The 15,903-nt window shown below is 58.2% G+C and carries 13 protein-coding genes; 9 read left to right on the top strand and 4 right to left on the bottom strand.

The window, feature by feature from the left end; all coding sequences use genetic code 11:
* Positions 1-81: 81 nt before the first annotated feature.
* Positions 82-855, bottom strand: a complete 774-nt coding sequence (locus G6R15_RS05760; protein ID WP_164658836.1) for a 3-hydroxybutyrate dehydrogenase — start codon at positions 853-855, stop codon at positions 82-84.
* A 330-nt stretch (positions 856-1,185) separates the two neighbouring features.
* Between G6R15_RS05760 and G6R15_RS05755 the strand changes: the two genes are divergently transcribed.
* The 5 genes from G6R15_RS05755 to G6R15_RS05735 all read left to right on the top strand — a co-directional run bounded on the left by G6R15_RS05755 (position 1,186) and on the right by G6R15_RS05735 (position 5,437).
* Positions 1,186-3,000 carry an extracellular solute-binding protein gene (locus G6R15_RS05755; RefSeq protein WP_164658835.1) on the top strand — a complete coding sequence of 605 codons (1,815 nt, stop codon included), beginning with the start codon at positions 1,186-1,188 and terminating at the stop codon, positions 2,998-3,000.
* 32 nt (positions 3,001-3,032) lie between these two features.
* Complete coding sequence (locus G6R15_RS05750) at positions 3,033-3,878, top strand: helix-turn-helix domain-containing protein (RefSeq protein ID WP_164658834.1); 846 nt, start codon at positions 3,033-3,035, stop codon at positions 3,876-3,878.
* Between the two features lie 21 nt (positions 3,879-3,899).
* A complete protein-coding gene (locus tag G6R15_RS05745; RefSeq protein ID WP_164658833.1) occupies positions 3,900-4,376 on the top strand; it encodes an arsenate reductase ArsC in 477 nt (158 codons plus the stop codon).
* Positions 4,373-5,035, top strand: a complete 663-nt coding sequence (locus G6R15_RS05740) for an MIP/aquaporin family protein (protein ID WP_164658832.1) — start codon at positions 4,373-4,375, stop codon at positions 5,033-5,035. Before G6R15_RS05745 ends, G6R15_RS05740 begins: the two co-directional genes overlap by 4 nt.
* A gap of 174 nt (positions 5,036-5,209) precedes the next feature.
* The gene (locus G6R15_RS05735; RefSeq protein ID WP_306432340.1) at positions 5,210-5,437 is read left to right on the top strand and encodes a hypothetical protein; all 228 of its coding nucleotides are present in this window, start codon (positions 5,210-5,212) and stop codon (positions 5,435-5,437) included.
* Positions 5,438-5,452: 15 nt separating this feature from the next.
* Here G6R15_RS05735 and G6R15_RS05730 read toward each other — a convergent pair whose 3' ends face one another.
* Positions 5,453-6,076, bottom strand: coding sequence for a helix-turn-helix domain-containing protein (locus tag G6R15_RS05730; RefSeq protein ID WP_164658831.1), 624 nt, complete (start codon positions 6,074-6,076; stop codon positions 5,453-5,455).
* 64 nt (positions 6,077-6,140) lie between these two features.
* Here G6R15_RS05730 and G6R15_RS05725 point away from each other — a divergent pair, with 64 nt between their 5' ends.
* The 4 genes from G6R15_RS05725 (at position 6,141) to G6R15_RS05710 (ending at position 11,326) form a co-directional block, all read left to right on the top strand.
* Positions 6,141-7,652: a class I adenylate-forming enzyme family protein gene (locus G6R15_RS05725; protein WP_164658830.1), complete on the top strand. Its 1,512-nt coding sequence runs from the start codon at positions 6,141-6,143 to the stop codon at positions 7,650-7,652.
* Between the two features lie 2 nt (positions 7,653-7,654).
* Positions 7,655-8,305 carry a DsbA family oxidoreductase gene (locus tag G6R15_RS05720; RefSeq protein WP_164658829.1) on the top strand — a complete coding sequence of 217 codons (651 nt, stop codon included), beginning with the start codon at positions 7,655-7,657 and terminating at the stop codon, positions 8,303-8,305.
* Between the two features lie 90 nt (positions 8,306-8,395).
* Positions 8,396-9,604, top strand: a complete 1,209-nt coding sequence (locus G6R15_RS05715; RefSeq protein ID WP_164658828.1) for a multidrug effflux MFS transporter — start codon at positions 8,396-8,398, stop codon at positions 9,602-9,604.
* A gap of 57 nt (positions 9,605-9,661) precedes the next feature.
* On the top strand, positions 9,662-11,326 hold the full coding sequence (locus tag G6R15_RS05710) for a tetratricopeptide repeat protein (protein ID WP_164658827.1): 1,665 nt from the start codon (positions 9,662-9,664) through the stop codon (positions 11,324-11,326).
* Here the strand turns inward: G6R15_RS05710 and G6R15_RS05705 are convergent, their stop codons facing one another.
* A complete protein-coding gene (locus tag G6R15_RS05705; RefSeq protein WP_164658826.1) occupies positions 11,327-12,364 on the bottom strand; it encodes a DUF3616 domain-containing protein in 1,038 nt (345 codons plus the stop codon). It lies immediately after the preceding gene.
* A gap of 51 nt (positions 12,365-12,415) precedes the next feature.
* Positions 12,416-15,883, bottom strand: a complete 3,468-nt coding sequence (gene mfd, locus G6R15_RS05700) for a transcription-repair coupling factor (protein WP_164658825.1) — start codon at positions 15,881-15,883, stop codon at positions 12,416-12,418.
* Positions 15,884-15,903: the final 20 nt, after the last annotated feature.

Below are 15,903 nucleotides of genomic sequence, written 5' to 3'. Positions count from 1 at the left end.
AGGCTATTCCTTCATCTTTTGGAAAATACTCCAGGGGAGGAGCACAGCGACGGGGGCAGCGCCCCCAATCACGGTTTCACATCAAAGTGCGGTCCAGCCGCCGTCGACAGAAATCGTGGTCCCGGTGATCTGCTTGGCCGCGTCCGAGCACAAGAACGCCACGGTGCCGCCCAGTTGCTCGACAGTGGCAAACTCACGCGAGGGTTGACGCTCGAGCATGACCTTCTTGATCACCTCTTCGCGGCCCATGTTGTATTTTTCCATGGTGTCAGGGATCTGGGCCTCGACCAGCGGGGTCAGCACATAGCCCGGGCAGATCGCATTAGCGGTGATCGGTTCTTCAGCAGTCTCCAGCGCCACAGTCTTGGTCATGCCGACCACCCCGTGTTTCGCGGCCACATACGCCGCCTTGAACGGCGAAGCAGTCAGGCCGTGGGCCGAAGCGATGTTGACCACCCGACCCCAGCCCGCTTTGCGCATCATAGGCAACGCAGCTGCTGTGGTGTGGAAGGCAGAGTTCATGTTGATGGCGATGATTGCGTCCCATTTGTCGACCGGAAATTCGTCAATCGGCGCCACATGCTGAATGCCTGCGTTGTTGACCAGAACGTCACAAACGCCCGCTTGTTCGATCAGCGCCCGGCACTCATCGCCTTTGGACATGTCAGCCTTGATATAGCGCGCCTCAACGCCGGTTTCTTTGGCGATCTCGGCCGCAAGCGCGTGATCTTCGTCGCGGTCAGTGAAGGAGTTCAAAACCACATTCGCACCAGACCGCGCAATTTCCCACGCGACGCCCAGACCAATGCCCGAGTTCGATCCGGTGATGATGGCGGTTTTACCCTTGAGAGACATTGCCGTATTCCCCTGTTGATCCAAAGTCGCGCGAACCCTGCCATGCTGCAGGTGCAAAGAAAACGGGGAAAAACCGACCGGCGAAACACTGCCACTTACTTGGGTGATCCAAGTCACCTCTTGCCAAGGGATGCAGAACCAAAAAAAACGCCCGCACGAAGCGGGCGTTGAGTTATTGAGGCAGGTTTCATACAGGCAAGAAACCTATCGAGCAGTGGAACCTTTATACGCAATTCCCCCGCAACGTCCAAGCTAAAAGTTTGAAAAGACGCGAAACCCCAGTTAGGTTAAACGTTAATAAAATAAGGCCAGAGCAGGATTGTTGCCAAAGTGCGACCAGTTTTTTTCCAATACTTCCGCCCTGTGTTGGCGGGAATCGCGACCGTTTTCGCCACGCAAATGGCGTCAGCAGAATCGGCCCATGGCATAGCTATGTATGGAGAGCCCGCTCTTCCACCGGATTTTGTGTCTCTCCCTTATGTAAACCCCGACGCGCCCAAGGGCGGCCGCGCGGTGTTCGGCAACACTGGTGGTTTCGACAGTTTAAACCCGTTCATCCAGAAAGGCACCGTTCCCTGGCAGATGCGGTTTTGGGGCTACGAGGGGCTTATGGGCCGCTCACAGGACGAACCTTTCTCTCTTTATGGGCTGTTGGCCGAATCGATTGAGACCGCGCCAGACCGGTCTTGGGTCGAATTCACCCTTCGCGCGCAGGCCCGATTCTCGGATGGCAGCCCGGTCACGGTCGAAGACGTGATCTGGTCCTATGAGACGTTGGGCACCCAAGGGCACCTGCGTTATCGCGGATTGTGGAGCAAAATCGCCAGCGTCGAACAAACCGGCCCGCGCACAGTACGCCTGACGTTCTCTGACCCTGATCGCGAACTGGCTTTGGTCGCAGGTCTGCGTCCGATCCTGAAAAAGGCGCAATGGGACGGCAAGAGCTTTGCCGAGGGCAAGTTACAAGACATTCCCATCGGAACTGGCGCCTATGTGGTCGAAGACTACGAGGCCGGTCGCTTTGTGACTTACATACGCAACCCGGATTATTGGGCCAAGGATCTGCCGCTCCGCCGTGGCACGCGCAATTTGGATGAAATGCGGATCGACTTTTATGGCGACCAAGCCGTGTTGTTCGAGGCCTTCACTGCCGGAGAGTTGAGCGCCGTGCGCGAGTTTAACGCAGAAAACTGGGCTACGAGGTACAACTTTCCAGCCGCGCAACGGGGCGACGTGATCAAGACCGAAATCCCGCATGAAAAACCATCCGGCATGACCGGGTTTGTCATGAACACACGGCGCCCCCTATTCAATGATTGGCGGGTGCGAGAGGCGCTGATGTTGGCGTTCAATTTCGAATTTATCAACGACACGATGACAGGCGGCGCACAACCGCGTATCACGTCCTATTTCTCGGGTTCTGACTTGGCGATGCTGCCTGGCCCGGCGCAAGGGCGCGTTCTGGACCTGCTGACGCCATTTGCCGACACCCTGCCCGCAGGCACGATTGATGGTTACGTCCTGCCCCAAAGCGACGGCAGCAGCCGCAATCGCAAGAACCTGCGCAAGGCGATCAAGTTGCTGGGAGATGCGGGATGGAACGTGCAAGAGGGTGTATTGCGCAATGCCCAAGGCAAGCCGTTCGAATTCACCATCCTCATGCGTCAGGGCGACAGTGGCAACCTGACGGTGACCGAGATCTACAGCCAGGCGCTTGCCCGCTTGGGCATCAAGGTAACCGAGGCAAAGGTCGACAACGCGCAATACACCGGGCGGCTGGCCGAGCTGGACTTCGACGTGACCCCGTTCCGGCGCGCTTTGTCGCTGTCTCCGGGCAACGAACAACGCTTGTACTGGGGCGGCGACGTGGCCGACACGCCGGGCACTCGCAACCTGATGGGGATCGACGAACCCGCAGTTGACGCGATGATCGACGCCATGCTCGACTCGGACACGCGCGAAGATTTCGTGGCCGCCACCCGGGCGCTGGACCGTGTGCTGACCGCCGGTCGTTATGTGATCCCGATCTGGAGCTTTGATGTGGGCCGGATCGCTCACATCAAAGAGCTCAAATACCCCGACACATTCCCGATCTACGGCGACGGCCCCAGCTATATGCCCGAGGTCTGGTGGTATCAGGATTGACCTGACCTACCTATTTCCATATTTCATGAATTATGGAAATAGTGATTCACGATAAACTTTCTGCCCTCGCCCACCCCAACCGGCTTGAGGTGTTCCGCCTGCTCATGCGCCGGTACCCGGATGCGGTGCCTGCCGGACAGATCGCGCAGGCGCTGAATCTCAAACCCAATACGGCGTCGGTCTATCTTGCGGCGTTGAAGAATGCGGGGCTGATCGAACAGACCCGCAACGGCACGTCGTTGCAGTACACCACCAATCTAGGCGAAGTTCGGGGGCTGTTTGACGGCCTGCTTGCCGGATGCTGTCAAAGCCGCCCCGATCTTTGCATTCCGACCACGTTCCCGGAGGCTCCGATTATGACGGACCCCACACGCCCATTGAATGCTCTTTTCATCTGCACCGGAAACTCTGCCCGGTCACTGATGGCAGAGGCGATCCTGCGCACCGAAGGATCTGGCCGGTTCAACGTCTATTCCGCCGGGACCATGCCGTCGGCTGAACCACATCCCAAAGTGATCGAGCTTTTGGGTGTCAAAGATCACGACATAGGCCAGCTGCGGTCGAAATCGGTGGAAGAGTTCAACGGCGAAGACGCCCCAAAAATGGATTTTGTCTTTACCGTTTGCGACCACGCCGCAAACGAGGAATGCCCGACCTGGCCCGGCCAACCGATGAGCGCCCATTGGGGCCTGCCCGATCCGGTCAAGGCCGAAGGGACGGATGCGCAAAGGAACCTGGCGTTCCAACAGGCTTATGGCCTTTTGCGCAACCGCATCACCGCTTTTGTCAGCCTGCCGTTCGAAACCCTCGATCGGATCAGCCTACAACACAAAATAGACGACATCGGTCGCCAGACCGATCCGTCCGAACCTACATAACCAAAACATGGGACGTGTGACATGAACATCCTGGTACTCTGCACGGGCAATTCCGCGCGCTCGATTCTGCTGGAATCGATTTTCAATACGCAAAGCGCGAGCCGCGTCCGCGCCTTTTCCGCCGGCTCTCAACCGTCGGGTAAGGTGCACCCGCAATCTCTGGTGCTTTTGGGCGAAGAAGGTCACGACACGTCTGCGGCACGCTCCAAAAGCTGGGACGAATTCGGGGCCGATAACGCGCCCGAGATGGATATGGTGATCACCGTCTGCGGATCAGATGCCGAAGAAACCTGCCCCATATGGCCCGGTGCGCCTGTGCGCGCCCATTGGGGTGTCGAGGACCCGGCAGCCGCTGCCGAACCTGATTGGGACGCGGCCTTTCGCACTGCCTATGACATCCTGGGCAAGCGTGCCGCCGCGCTGCTCGACCTGCCCATCGAGACGATGAACCAGACCGAGCTGTCGACGCAACTCAAGCGCATTGGAAGCCTGACATGAACGCCCGCAAGCTTTTTGCCGAATTCCTGGGCACCGCATTCCTGCTGATTGGTGTGGTCGGTTCGGGCATCATGGCGCAGACGCTGTCGGACGGGAACATTGCATTGGCGCTGCTGGCCAATGCGATCGCGACCGGCTGCATGCTTTATGCGATCATCACGACGCTTGGCCCTGTATCGGGCGCGCATTTCAACCCCGCCGTCACACTGGCTTTTGCCCTGCGCGGCGAACACCCGTGGCGCGCGGTTGCCCCCTATATGATCGTCCAGATCGCGGGTGGCATCATCGGGGTCTGGGCCACACACATCATGTTCGACCAGAGCATCCTGCAGAGCTCGACCACCATGCACCGCACCGGAGGCGCGCAGTGGTTTTCCGAGATCATAGCCACGCTTGGCCTGCTGTTCGTGATCTTTGGCGGCATCCGTCATCGGCCTGACGCCGTACCGCCGCTGGTGGGCCTCTATATCACCGGTGCCTATTGGTACACATCGTCGACCAGCTTTGCGAACCCGGCCGTGACCATCGCGCGAGGCTTTAGCGACACCTTTGCGGGCATTTATCCCGGCCACATCGCCATGTTCATCGTGATGCAGATCATCGCCGTCTTGATCGGCCATGTGGTGCTAAACTGGCTGTTTGCGGAAACGGACGACTGACCCCAACGGTCAAGTCAGGACCAACAATCGCCCCTGCCACACGCATGGGGCGATTATTTTGTTAGCAACAAGCCTATTTTTAGTGCGACATTTTACCCGATCTTCACACTGCCGTTACATCCATAGGCTGGTCAACGGGAGGAGCGTTTCTGTCACTCATTCAAGGAATGCTCAATGATGATGAATTGGTTCGAGCTAACCCAGAACTGGGCGCAAGCGTTCCCGCGCGTCAAATCGCGGTTTCCGCAGCTCGACGAGGCTGATGCGCCGTATCTGAAACTCGACCGGTCCCGGTTCGAGGCGTATCTGGCTGAAAAGCACCAGCTGACCCTGACCGAGGCCCGTGAGGAGTTCGAGGACTTCTTGTTTGTGGAATCACTGAGCCGCGAGATTGCAGACTGACGGTCAGGCCAGCACTCAGGCCAGCGACGTAACCCACAAAATCGTCGCGTCCTCGTCACTCATCGAGATCACGTTGTGCCCCATGGCGGCGTCATAATAGGCGCTATCGCCGCGGCGCATTTCGAAAGGTTCGTAAAATTCCGTGTACAGGCGGACGACACCGGTCAGCACGTACAAGAACTCTTCGCCATCATGGCGCACCCAGCCGTCGAACTCTTCCATGTTGCGCGCCCGGACACGCGCGCGGTACGGCAGCATGTTTTTTTTTGTCAGCGTGTCAGCCAGCAGCTCATGTTCATACGTCGCCGTAGCATGAGCGGCACCATCGCCAAACTTGGTCACCACCATACGCCCGTTGATCTGGTCCCGCTCCGGCGGGGTGAACAGCTGCGGAACAGAGATTTGCAACCCAACGGCCAGCTTCTTCAACGCGTCATAGGTGGGAGACATCTGACCGTTTTCAATCTTGGACAGCGTTGATCGCGCCAATCCGGCCTGCGTGGCCGCCTGCTCCAGCGTCCAGTCGCGAGCTTTGCGCAATTCGCGCACGCGCGCGCCTAGGTCCAAGGGTTCTGCGGCATCCTCAACGCCTGAATCTCGGGCGATGCGGATGATGGATTTGGGATCTCGGCCAGTCATGACCGCTCTATAAGGTGCCAAGCCTCTGCTTGCAACGCGCGGCCCGGCGGGCTAGCGATTGGGCATGCTTTCGATCTTTGACCAGGGGGCGTATACGCCCTGCCCGACCCCGTTCAACTTGGCCGCTCATGTGATGCGCCGTGCCGCAGGCCATCCCGATAAGGTGGCTCTATCGGTTGTTCGGCGCGACGGGTCCGACGACTGGACCTATGGCGCGCTTGAGGCCGCAATACGCAGCACCGCAACCGGCCTGTTACAAGTCGGCATCGAACCGGGTCAGATTGTGCTCATGCGACTGGGGAATACGGTTGATTTTCCGTTGGCCTATTTGGGTGCCATTGCCGCCGGGATCGTGCCTGTGCCAACCTCATCGCAATTGACCGCGCCAGAGACACAAAAGATGATCGACGAGCTGTCGCCGGCCGCCATCCTGCGAGATCCGGCTGTGGCCTGTGCCGAACACCCTCTGCAAATCGACATCGCGCAGTTGTGCGCCATGCGAGACCTGCCGCCTGCCGACTATGATATGGGTGATCTTAATCGCATGGCTTATGTCGTCTACACATCCGGAACGTCCGGCAAACCCCGCGCTGTGGCCCATGCGCACCGCGCGATTTGGGCGCGGCAGATGATGGTGGATGGCTGGTATGGGCTCAAGTCCGACGACCGGCTGTGTCACGCGGGCGCGTTTAACTGGACTTACACTCTGGGCACTGGGTTGATGGACCCTTGGGCCATTGGTGCGACCGCTCTGATCCCGGAACCGGGTACGGTTATGGAAGACATCGCTGCGCTGCTGAAGGAACATAAGGCAACTATTTTCGCCGCTGCTCCAGGCGTTTACCGAAAGTTGCTCAGCTCTGACAGAGCGTTGGACTTGCCCCATCTACGTCATGGCCTCAGTGCGGGTGAGAAACTGTCGCGTGACCTGCACGCGCGCTGGAACACCGCCACAGGGACCGAATTGTACGAAGCCTATGGCATGTCCGAATGCTCGACCTTCATCTCATCCAGCCCTGCCCATCCGGCGCGGGGAGAGGCTTTGGGCCAACCACAGCCGGGCCGCAAGATCGCGATCCTTGGCCCTGATGGGCCGGTTCCGCAGGGCGACGAGGGCACCATTGCCGTGCACAACTCTGACCCGGGGCTGATGCTCACCTACCTCAACGCCCCTGACGAGGCGGATGCCAAGATGCAGGGCGACTGGTTCCTGACCGGTGATCAGGGTGCTATGGCGGTTGATGGACAGATCACATACCTGGGTCGTGACGACGACATGATGAACGCAGGCGGTTATCGCGTGTCCCCGGTCGAGGTCGAGGACGCCCTGGCCAAACACCCGGGGATCACCCAGGTCGGCGCGGCCCAGGTCGAGGTAAAACAGAACACTTTTGTGATAGCTGCCTTCTATAGCGGCCCCGAAACGCTGGACGAAGCCGACTTGCAGGCCTATGTCGAAGCCAACCTGGCGCGTTACAAACAACCGCGCGCCTTTGTCCATCTCGAAACCCTGCCCGCAGGCGGCCATGGCAAACTGTTGCGCCGCGCCCTGCCCGCATATTTCAAGGCCACCTGACCATGACCGACAAAACCGTCAAGCTCGACATCCTGTCCGATCCGATCTGCCCCTGGTGCTACATCGGCAAGACCCACCTGGACAAGGCGTTGGCTGCCGTGCCGGATCATCCCTTTGTCATCGAATGGCATCCCTTTCAGCTGAACCCCGACATGCCCGACGATGGTATGGACCGGCGTGAATATCTCGAAACCAAGTTCGGCGGTAAAGAAGGCGCTGTACGGGCCTATGCTCCGGTTGTCGAAAGTGCGGAAAAAGCAGGCCTGGCGATCAATTTCGAAGGGATGCAGCGCACCCCCAACACGCTGGACGCGCACCGCCTGATCCATTGGGCCGGAGTCGAGGGCAAACAGACACAAGCCGTCGACGCGCTCTTTGATGCGTATTTTGTGCAAACCCGCGATATTGGCGATCACGACGTTTTGGCCGACATCGCAGATGGCATTGGCATGGATGCAGCTGTGGTGCGAAAACTGTTGAATTCCGACGCAGACCGCGACCTCATGAAAGAGCGTGACAGCCATTCACGTCAGATGGGGGTCAACTCTGTCCCCACCTTTATCGTTGCCAATCAACATGCAGTTCCGGGTGCACAACCACCCGAGTTGTGGCAAAAAGTAATCGCGGATATCATGTCTCAAATCGAGACTTAATCTACATTTTTACACAGACCTCTGTGCATTTCTATTGGGTGGCTCTGTGTCTGCTTGCGTGATAGCGCGAGTGGGTAAGGAGTCCCCCCAATGGCTGATCGTATTTCCAAGGTAGAGTTTATCGCGCTGATTGCGGTGATGTTTGCCACCATTGCCTTTTCCATCGACGCGATGCTCCCAGCTTTGCCCGAAATCGGGGCCGAACTGAGTCCGACGGACGCCAACCGCGCGCAGCTGATCCTGACGTCCTTTGTTTTGGGCATGGGAATCGGGACGTTTTTTACAGGACCGCTGTCCGACACCTTTGGTCGAAAACCAGTGCTGCTGATCGGGGCAGCGATGTATGTTCTGGCCTCGGGGTTGGCTTGGGCCGCAAGTTCACTGGAACTGGTTCTGGCCGCACGTGTGCTACAAGGCGTCGCCGCCGCCGCACCGCGTATCGTGGGTGTCGCCATTGTGCGTGACCTTTATTCAGGCCGCGAAATGGCACGGATCATGTCGATTGCGATGATGATCTTCACCCTCTTTCCCGCCTTCGCGCCCATGCTGGGTGCCGGCATCATCTATTTTGTCGGCTGGCGTGGTATCTTTGCGGCCTTTGCGGTTTTTGGACTGGTGATCATCACTTGGACGCGCAACCGCTTGCCTGAAACCCTGCCCAAGCCCGAGCGACGTGCATTCCGTATTCCGTTGATGATCGACGCCGTAGCCGAGATGTTCCGCCACCCAACTGTACGCCTATCGATCCTGGTACAGACGCTGGCGCTTAGCATCCTCTTTACCATGCTGACCATGGTGCAACCGGTCTATGACGTCATTTTTGACAGGGCAGAAAGCTTTCCGTTCTGGTTCGGGGCCGTGGCGCTGATTTCGGGCAGTGCCAGCTTGCTGAACGCGATGTTGGTGGTGCGGGTGGGCATGCGCCGTCTGGTAACTTGGACGCTCGGGGCACAAGTCATCTTGTCGGGCATCATGGTTGCACTGACGACAGTTGATCTGCCGCTGACGACCGGATTTGCGATCTTTGTCTTCTGGCAAGCTACCGTGTTTTTCATGGCAGGCATGACCATGGGCAACCTCAACGCCATCGCAATGGAACCCATGGGCCACATCGCAGGCATGGCGGCCTCGGTCATTGGTGGCATCTCGACGGTTCTGGCTGCGGCCATCGCAGCACCCGTGGGATTGCTGTTTGACGGCTCACTTTTGCCTTTGACCGTAGCCTTGTTGGTCATGTGCATTGTAGGCTTTGGCCTGATGCTGCACATGGGTCGGCTCGAAACTCGCCTGCCTGCCTAGGCTATTCCGTTGGCCTAAAACAGCGTAAGCTCTCTCCATATTCTGGGGAGAGATTTCATGAGCGATTATTATGACCTCGGGAGCCATAGCTGTCCGATCACGACCATCAGCGATCAGGCGCAACTATGGTTTGACCGAGGGCTGAACTGGACATACGGCTTCAACCATCAAGAGGCCGTGGCCTGTTACCGTCGCGCATTAGAGCATGATCCCGATTGCGCCATGGCCCAATGGGGCGTGGCTTATGCCGTTGGGCCCAACTACAATCTCCCGTGGGATCTGCTCGACGACAAGGGTCGTGCAGAAGCCCTGGCCGAGGCGTTTGATGCCACACAGGCCGCTTTGGCCGCCATCGAAGGTTGTACCGCTGCCGAACAGGCCCTGATCCGTGCCTTGCCCGCACGTTATCCTCAGCGTGAGCCGGGCGCAGACATGCACGCCTGGGACCACGATTATGCCGATGCAATGCGCGCGGCTTTTACCACCCATCCCGACCATCTGGATTTGCGCTCGGTCTTTGTGGAATCGCTGATGAACCTGACCCCTTGGAAGATGTGGGACCTGAAATCCGGCCTGCCCGCCCAAGGCGCCGCGACGGTCGAGGTCCAAGAGGTGCTGGAAGTCGCCATGCGTGACGATCCCGCCACCATGAAACATCCCGGATTGCTGCATTTGTACGTCCATCTGATGGAAATGTCGCCAACGCCCGAAAAGGCGCTGAAAGCGGGCGACATTCTTCGCACATTGGTGCCAGATGCGGGCCACCTGGTGCATATGCCCACCCATATCGACGTGCTCTGCGGGCATTATCAGAACGTCGTGCATTGGAACCAAAAGGCGGTTGAGGCGGATCTGAAGTATTACGAGCGTGAAGGCGCGTTCAACATCTATACCGGCTATCGCCAGCACGATTATCATTTTGTCATCTATGGCGCGCTGTTTGTGGGACAGATGCAACCGGCCTTGGATGCGGTGCAGGGCATGATCGACACGGTGCCCGAGGACATGTTGCGCGTGCCGTCCCCGCCAATGGCGGATTTCTTTGAAAGCTACATGGCCATGAAACCACATATCCTGATCCGCTTTGGCCGCTGGCAAGACGCGATCGAGATGGAGCTGCCCGAGGATCGCAACCTGTTCTGCACATTGACCGCCAATACGCATTACGCCCGCGCCGTGGCTTATGCTGCCCTGGGCCGTGTGGCCGAGGCCGAAGCCGAAGAACAACTTTTCCTTGCCGCAAAGGACCGAGTTCCCGAGACAAGGCTACTACATAACAATCGCGTTATTGATCTGCTTGAAATCGCACACAAAATGCTGCGAGGCGAAATCGAATACCGCAAAGAAAACTATGATGCCGCGTTTGCTCATCTGCGCCGCTCGGTCGAGTTGGACGATAATCTGCCGTATGACGAACCCTGGGGTTGGATGCAGCCGGCGCGCCATGCGCTTGGCGCGCTGCTTTTTGAGCAAGGTCACGCGGCCGAGGCTGAAGCGGTCTATCGCGCAGACCTGGGCTTGGGTGGATCACTGAGTCGCGCCAGCGTTCACCCCGATAATGTGTGGTGTTTGAAAGGCTTGTATGACTGTCTTAACGCCCGCCAGGAGACTATAGAGATCCTTCAGATCAAACAGCGACTGGATTTGGCCCTGGCCCGAGCAGATACCAGCGTCGCGGCGTCTTGCTTTTGCGCTCAGGCGGCCATGCGGGCGGCATCGTGATCAATCAGCGAGCGCAGGAAAAGTAAATCGGCGCGGGCCACCATTGTCTGGCCCGTCAAAGAACACCAATACCGACCCGTCACTTCGGGCCGGATCGCGCATCAGTCCTTCGGCCTTCCATTTGCTCTTTTTGGGCACAATATCGGAAATCAGTTCGGCGGCATCATTCCCCAGAATCCACCGGTGAATGGCATAGTGATCGGTAAGGTGCGGGCTATCGCCCCCACATTTCCTTTCCTGCTTCTTTTTCTTGGGCGCCTTTGCCCCGGCGTCGCCCACCAGAATCAACAGGCTGTCACCCCATTGCTCCATCCCACGAATGCCTCGCCCCCCAATGGGGCTGTCCAGCGATACATGATGCAATTCTGCTTTGGACCAATCTTGCGCCAGCAATGCAACGAACCCGATCTGCAGGATTAAAACAGCTGGATCACCCTTGGGATACGGTGCGCGAAAACCAAAAAACACCTGATCATCAATCGCAGCCACCCCTTCGATGTTCAAGCCGTTCTGCTGAAGTGGTTGGTGAAACGCCCGTCTTAGTAAATCAATCTTCGCAAAGACAGGGCGCAAAGAAATAGGGATCGCAGTCAACGGCGTTTTGGTCCCCAACTGTGCGGCGTCGACAACTCCGACGTAAACATACTCATTGTTCTTGCGCACTTTGCATTTCTGACGGGATACCGAATGTGAACCAATCGCGATCAGATGACCATCGACCGAGGTGATCCCCTCAACATCCAATTCATCCGCGTCCAGCCCCTTGGGCGTGTCCCAAAGATAGAGCCGTTCACCCGCCTCTATCCTGTCTCCATCGATACGAAAGCTCTGAATGAAACGCACTTCATCTGAGGCCGTGAAACACATACTCGCAGTCATGCAATGCGCAGCACTCAGGTTTTTGGCGGCGAAAGGGCCAGAAACATCCTTCGCGTATTCATCGAACCGACCGTACACTTCGATGGATTGCCCCGACTCGGACCACAAAACCGAAGGCACCGTAAGTGCCAGCAACATACAGGACAGCGGAAACCACATAACAATCACCTAAATCTGTATGATCAACGCTACCATGAAAAGCCTTAGACATCAGCTCTTTGCTTTGGCTTTGGCCTTCTTTCTCTCGGCGATCAACTTTTCCGCAAGGTCGCGAGCGATGGCAAAGGCGCCTTTGATTTTGTCGCTGTCCTTTTTCCAATCCCGGCGCACAACGATTTTGTTGTCCTTGACCTTGGCCAGCCCGTTTTGACCTTGGATGAATTCCACCAAACCCTGAGGCGACCCGTATTTGTCGTTATGGAACTGGATCGTTGCCCCCTTGGGGCCACCGTCCAGCTTGGCGATGCCTGCCCGTTTACACATGGCTTTGATCCGCACGACCAGCAGCAGGGTATTGACCTCTTTCGGCAGCTTGCCAAATCGGTCGATCAATTCAGCTGCGAACCCCTCTAGCTCGACCTTTGTCGTAAGTGATGACAGGCGACGATACAGCCCCAGACGGACGTCGAGATCGGGTACAAAGCCGTTGGGGATTAGGACTGGAACACCCAGATTGATCTGAGGCGCCCATTGGTCGTCGCTGTCGGACAACCCTTCCATCTCGCCCGCCTTGATCTTGGCAATCGCCTCTTCCAGCATCGACTGGTACAACTCATAACCAACGTCGCGCATCTGACCGGATTGCTCTTCACCCAGCAGGTTGCCAGCACCCCGAATATCAAGGTCTTGACTGGCCAGCGTGAACCCGGCCCCCAACGTGTCGAGCGAACCCAATACGCGCAATCGCTTCTCGGCTGCAGGTGTCAGTTTCATGCGCGGTTTTGTGGTCAGATAGGCATAGGCGCGGGTTTTCGAACGCCCCACGCGACCCCGGATCTGATAGAGTTGAGCCAGGCCAAACATGTCAGCGCGATGCACAACCATTGTGTTGGCGGTGGGGATATCTAACCCGCTTTCAACGATGGTCGTCGCAAGCAGCACGTCATATTTTCCGTCATAAAACGCATTCATGCGGTCATCCAGCTCACCCGCCGCCATCTGGCCGTGCGCGACCATGTAAGTCAGCTCTGGCAGTTGCTCCTTCAAAAACGCCTCGATGTCGGGCAAGTCGCTGATACGCGGCACCACATAAAAACTCTGACCGCCGCGATAGTGCTCGCGCAGTAGCGCTTCGCGAACCGTCACAGCGTCAAACTCGCTCACATAGGTGCGGATCGCCAGACGGTCGACGGGCGGCGTGCCGATGATCGACAGATCGCGCACGCCGGTCAGCGACAGTTGCAGGGTGCGTGGGATCGGTGTGGCGGTCAGGGTCAACACGTGAATGTCGCTGCGCATCTGTTTTAGGCGCTCTTTGTGAGCCACGCCAAAATGCTGTTCTTCATCGATGACCAATAACCCAAGGTTGTTGAACCGAACCCCTTTGGCCAAGAGCGCATGAGTGCCCACCACGATGTCCACCGTACCACGCGCCATGCCATCGCGGGTTTGCTGCGCCACTTTTCCAGTAACAAACCGGCTAAGCTGGCGCACCTCTAAAGGGAAGCCCCGAAAACGTTCGGCAAAGCTGGCCGCGTGTTGACGCGCCAGCAGGGTTGTGGGCGCCACAACCGCGACCTGCACGCCCGACATGGCGGCCACAAAGGCCGCACGCATTGCAACCTCGGTCTTGCCAAATCCGACATCACCGCAGATCAGCCGGTCCATTGGCTGGCCCGAATGCATGTCGTCCATCACTTCGCCTATGGCGCGCATCTGGTCATCGGTTTCCTGATAGGGGAAGCGGGCGCTGAACTCCTCCCACGCGTGGGACGGCGGGTCCATGATCGGCGCTTTGCGCAAGGCACGTTCGGCCGCGATACGGATCAGCCTGTCGGCCATCTCGCGGATGCGTTCCTTGAGCTTGGCTTTCTTCGCCTGCCACGCGCCACCGCCCAGCTTGTCGAGCAACCCCTCTTCGTGGCCGTATTTCGACAGCAGTTCGATGTTTTCAACCGGCAAGTACAGCTTCGCAGCCTCGGCGTATTCCAGCAGGATGCATTCGTGGGCGGCCCCGGCGGCGGTGATCACCTCGAGCCCCTTGTAGCGACCGATGCCGTGATCGACATGAACAACCAGATCACCGGGTGAAAGTGATTGTGTTTCGGTCAGGAAATTCTCGGCCTTGCGCCGCTTCTTGGGGGCGCGGATCAACCGATCACCCAGAACGTCCTGCTCAGCAATGACGGTCACGTCAGGTGTGGTGAACCCATGCTCCAAGGCCCAGACCGCCAGATGCAGGCCCCGCTTACCGATGCGCGTGCCGTCCATGATCGGGATCGCTTCGGCCAGCCCCTCGTCCTCGATCAGGCCAGTCAAGCGCTCGCGCGCGCCTTCAGAATAGGAGGCGACAACGACTGGCCCTTCAGCCATGCGAGCTTTGATATGATCCGCCAATGCGCCGAAAAGACTAATGTTTTCCTGCTGACGTTCAGGCGAGAAATTGCGCCCAATCCGGCCACCTGCGTCGATCACACCGGGGCCAGACGCCTGTGGCAGCGGGTTGAACTGCAGCACGCGGCGGTCAGCCACGGCTTTGACCCAAGACTCATCATCCAGATAGAGCAGATCAGGCGGCGTCGGTTTATAGACGCTGTCCATCCGCGATTTGGTTTGCAGCGCGTGCTGGCGCGTCTCGTACTGATCAGCGATGCTGTCCCATCGCGCCAGTCGCGCAGGGGTCAGTTGATCATCCAGCGTCACAGATGCCTTTGGCAGGTAATCAAACAGCGTCTCGAGTTTCTCGTGAAAGAACGGCAACCAGTGCTCGATGCCTTGATGCTTACGTCCTGCACTCACCGCTTCATACAGCGGATCGTCCGTTCCAGCGGCGCCAAATTCAATGCGATAGTTTTGGCGGAACAGCATGATTGCGGCGTCATCCAAAATGACCTCGCTCACCGGGGCCAGTTCGATGATGTCGAGCTTCTCGGTGGTACGCTGGCTGACGGGATCAAACCGCCGTGCGCCGTCCAGCACATCGCCAAACAGGTCCAGACGCACTGGCCCGCCCTCACCCGGAGGGAAAATGTCGATGATTCCGCCCCGGATCGCGTAGTCGCCGGGTTCCATCACGGTTGGGCTTTGGCTGAACCCCATGCGCACCAGGAAATTGCGCAGTTCCTGCTCGTCGACCTGATAGTTCACGCGCGCCGTAAAGGCCGCCTCACGCAGCACGTCACGGGCCGGCACCCGCTGTGTGGCCGCGTTCAACGTGGTAAGCAGCACAAAACGCTCTGGCATCTGATGAACCAAAGCAGCCAGCGTGGCCATCCGCGCCGCCGAGATGTCGGCATTGGGTGATACGCGATCATAGGGCAGACAATCCCAGCCCGGAAACACAAAGACGGGCATGTCGGGAGCGAAGAACGACAACGCAGCGCGGGTCGCTTCCATCCGCTTGTCATCGCGCGCCACGTGCAGAACTGGGCCGCCGCTGCGCGCCACCTCATTCAGGATCAGTTGTGCATCAAACCCTTCGGGCGCACCGCCCACGGTGATTTGGTTCTGTGCTGTCATAGCCTTAGACCCCTGTTGCG

Source organism: Tropicibacter sp. Alg240-R139 (assembly GCF_900537075.1).
Lineage (GTDB): Bacteria > Pseudomonadota > Alphaproteobacteria > Rhodobacterales > Rhodobacteraceae > Falsiruegeria.
This window is presented reverse-complemented; position numbering and strand designations above follow the sequence as displayed.

Excerpts from the sequence above, each read along its gene's own strand:
- G6R15_RS05745 (WP_164658833.1), top strand. The coding sequence starts at position 3,900 with ATGAACATCCTGGTACTCTGCACGGGCAATTCCGCGCGCTCGATTCTG.
- G6R15_RS05705 (WP_164658826.1), bottom strand. The coding sequence starts at position 12,364 with ATGTGGTTTCCGCTGTCCTGTATGTTGCTGGCACTTACGGTGCCTTCG.
- mfd (WP_164658825.1), bottom strand. The coding sequence starts at position 15,883 with ATGACAGCACAGAACCAAATCACCGTGGGCGGTGCGCCCGAAGGGTTT.
- G6R15_RS05715 (WP_164658828.1), top strand. The coding sequence starts at position 8,396 with ATGGCTGATCGTATTTCCAAGGTAGAGTTTATCGCGCTGATTGCGGTG.
- G6R15_RS05740 (WP_164658832.1), top strand. The coding sequence starts at position 4,373 with ATGAACGCCCGCAAGCTTTTTGCCGAATTCCTGGGCACCGCATTCCTG.
- G6R15_RS05760 (WP_164658836.1), bottom strand. The coding sequence starts at position 855 with ATGTCTCTCAAGGGTAAAACCGCCATCATCACCGGATCGAACTCGGGC.
- G6R15_RS05710 (WP_164658827.1), top strand. The coding sequence starts at position 9,662 with ATGAGCGATTATTATGACCTCGGGAGCCATAGCTGTCCGATCACGACC.
- G6R15_RS05725 (WP_164658830.1), top strand. The coding sequence starts at position 6,141 with ATGCTTTCGATCTTTGACCAGGGGGCGTATACGCCCTGCCCGACCCCG.
- G6R15_RS05735 (WP_306432340.1), top strand. The coding sequence starts at position 5,210 with ATGATGATGAATTGGTTCGAGCTAACCCAGAACTGGGCGCAAGCGTTC.
- G6R15_RS05730 (WP_164658831.1), bottom strand. The coding sequence starts at position 6,076 with ATGACTGGCCGAGATCCCAAATCCATCATCCGCATCGCCCGAGATTCA.
- G6R15_RS05720 (WP_164658829.1), top strand. The coding sequence starts at position 7,655 with ATGACCGACAAAACCGTCAAGCTCGACATCCTGTCCGATCCGATCTGC.
- G6R15_RS05750 (WP_164658834.1), top strand. The coding sequence starts at position 3,033 with ATGGAAATAGTGATTCACGATAAACTTTCTGCCCTCGCCCACCCCAAC.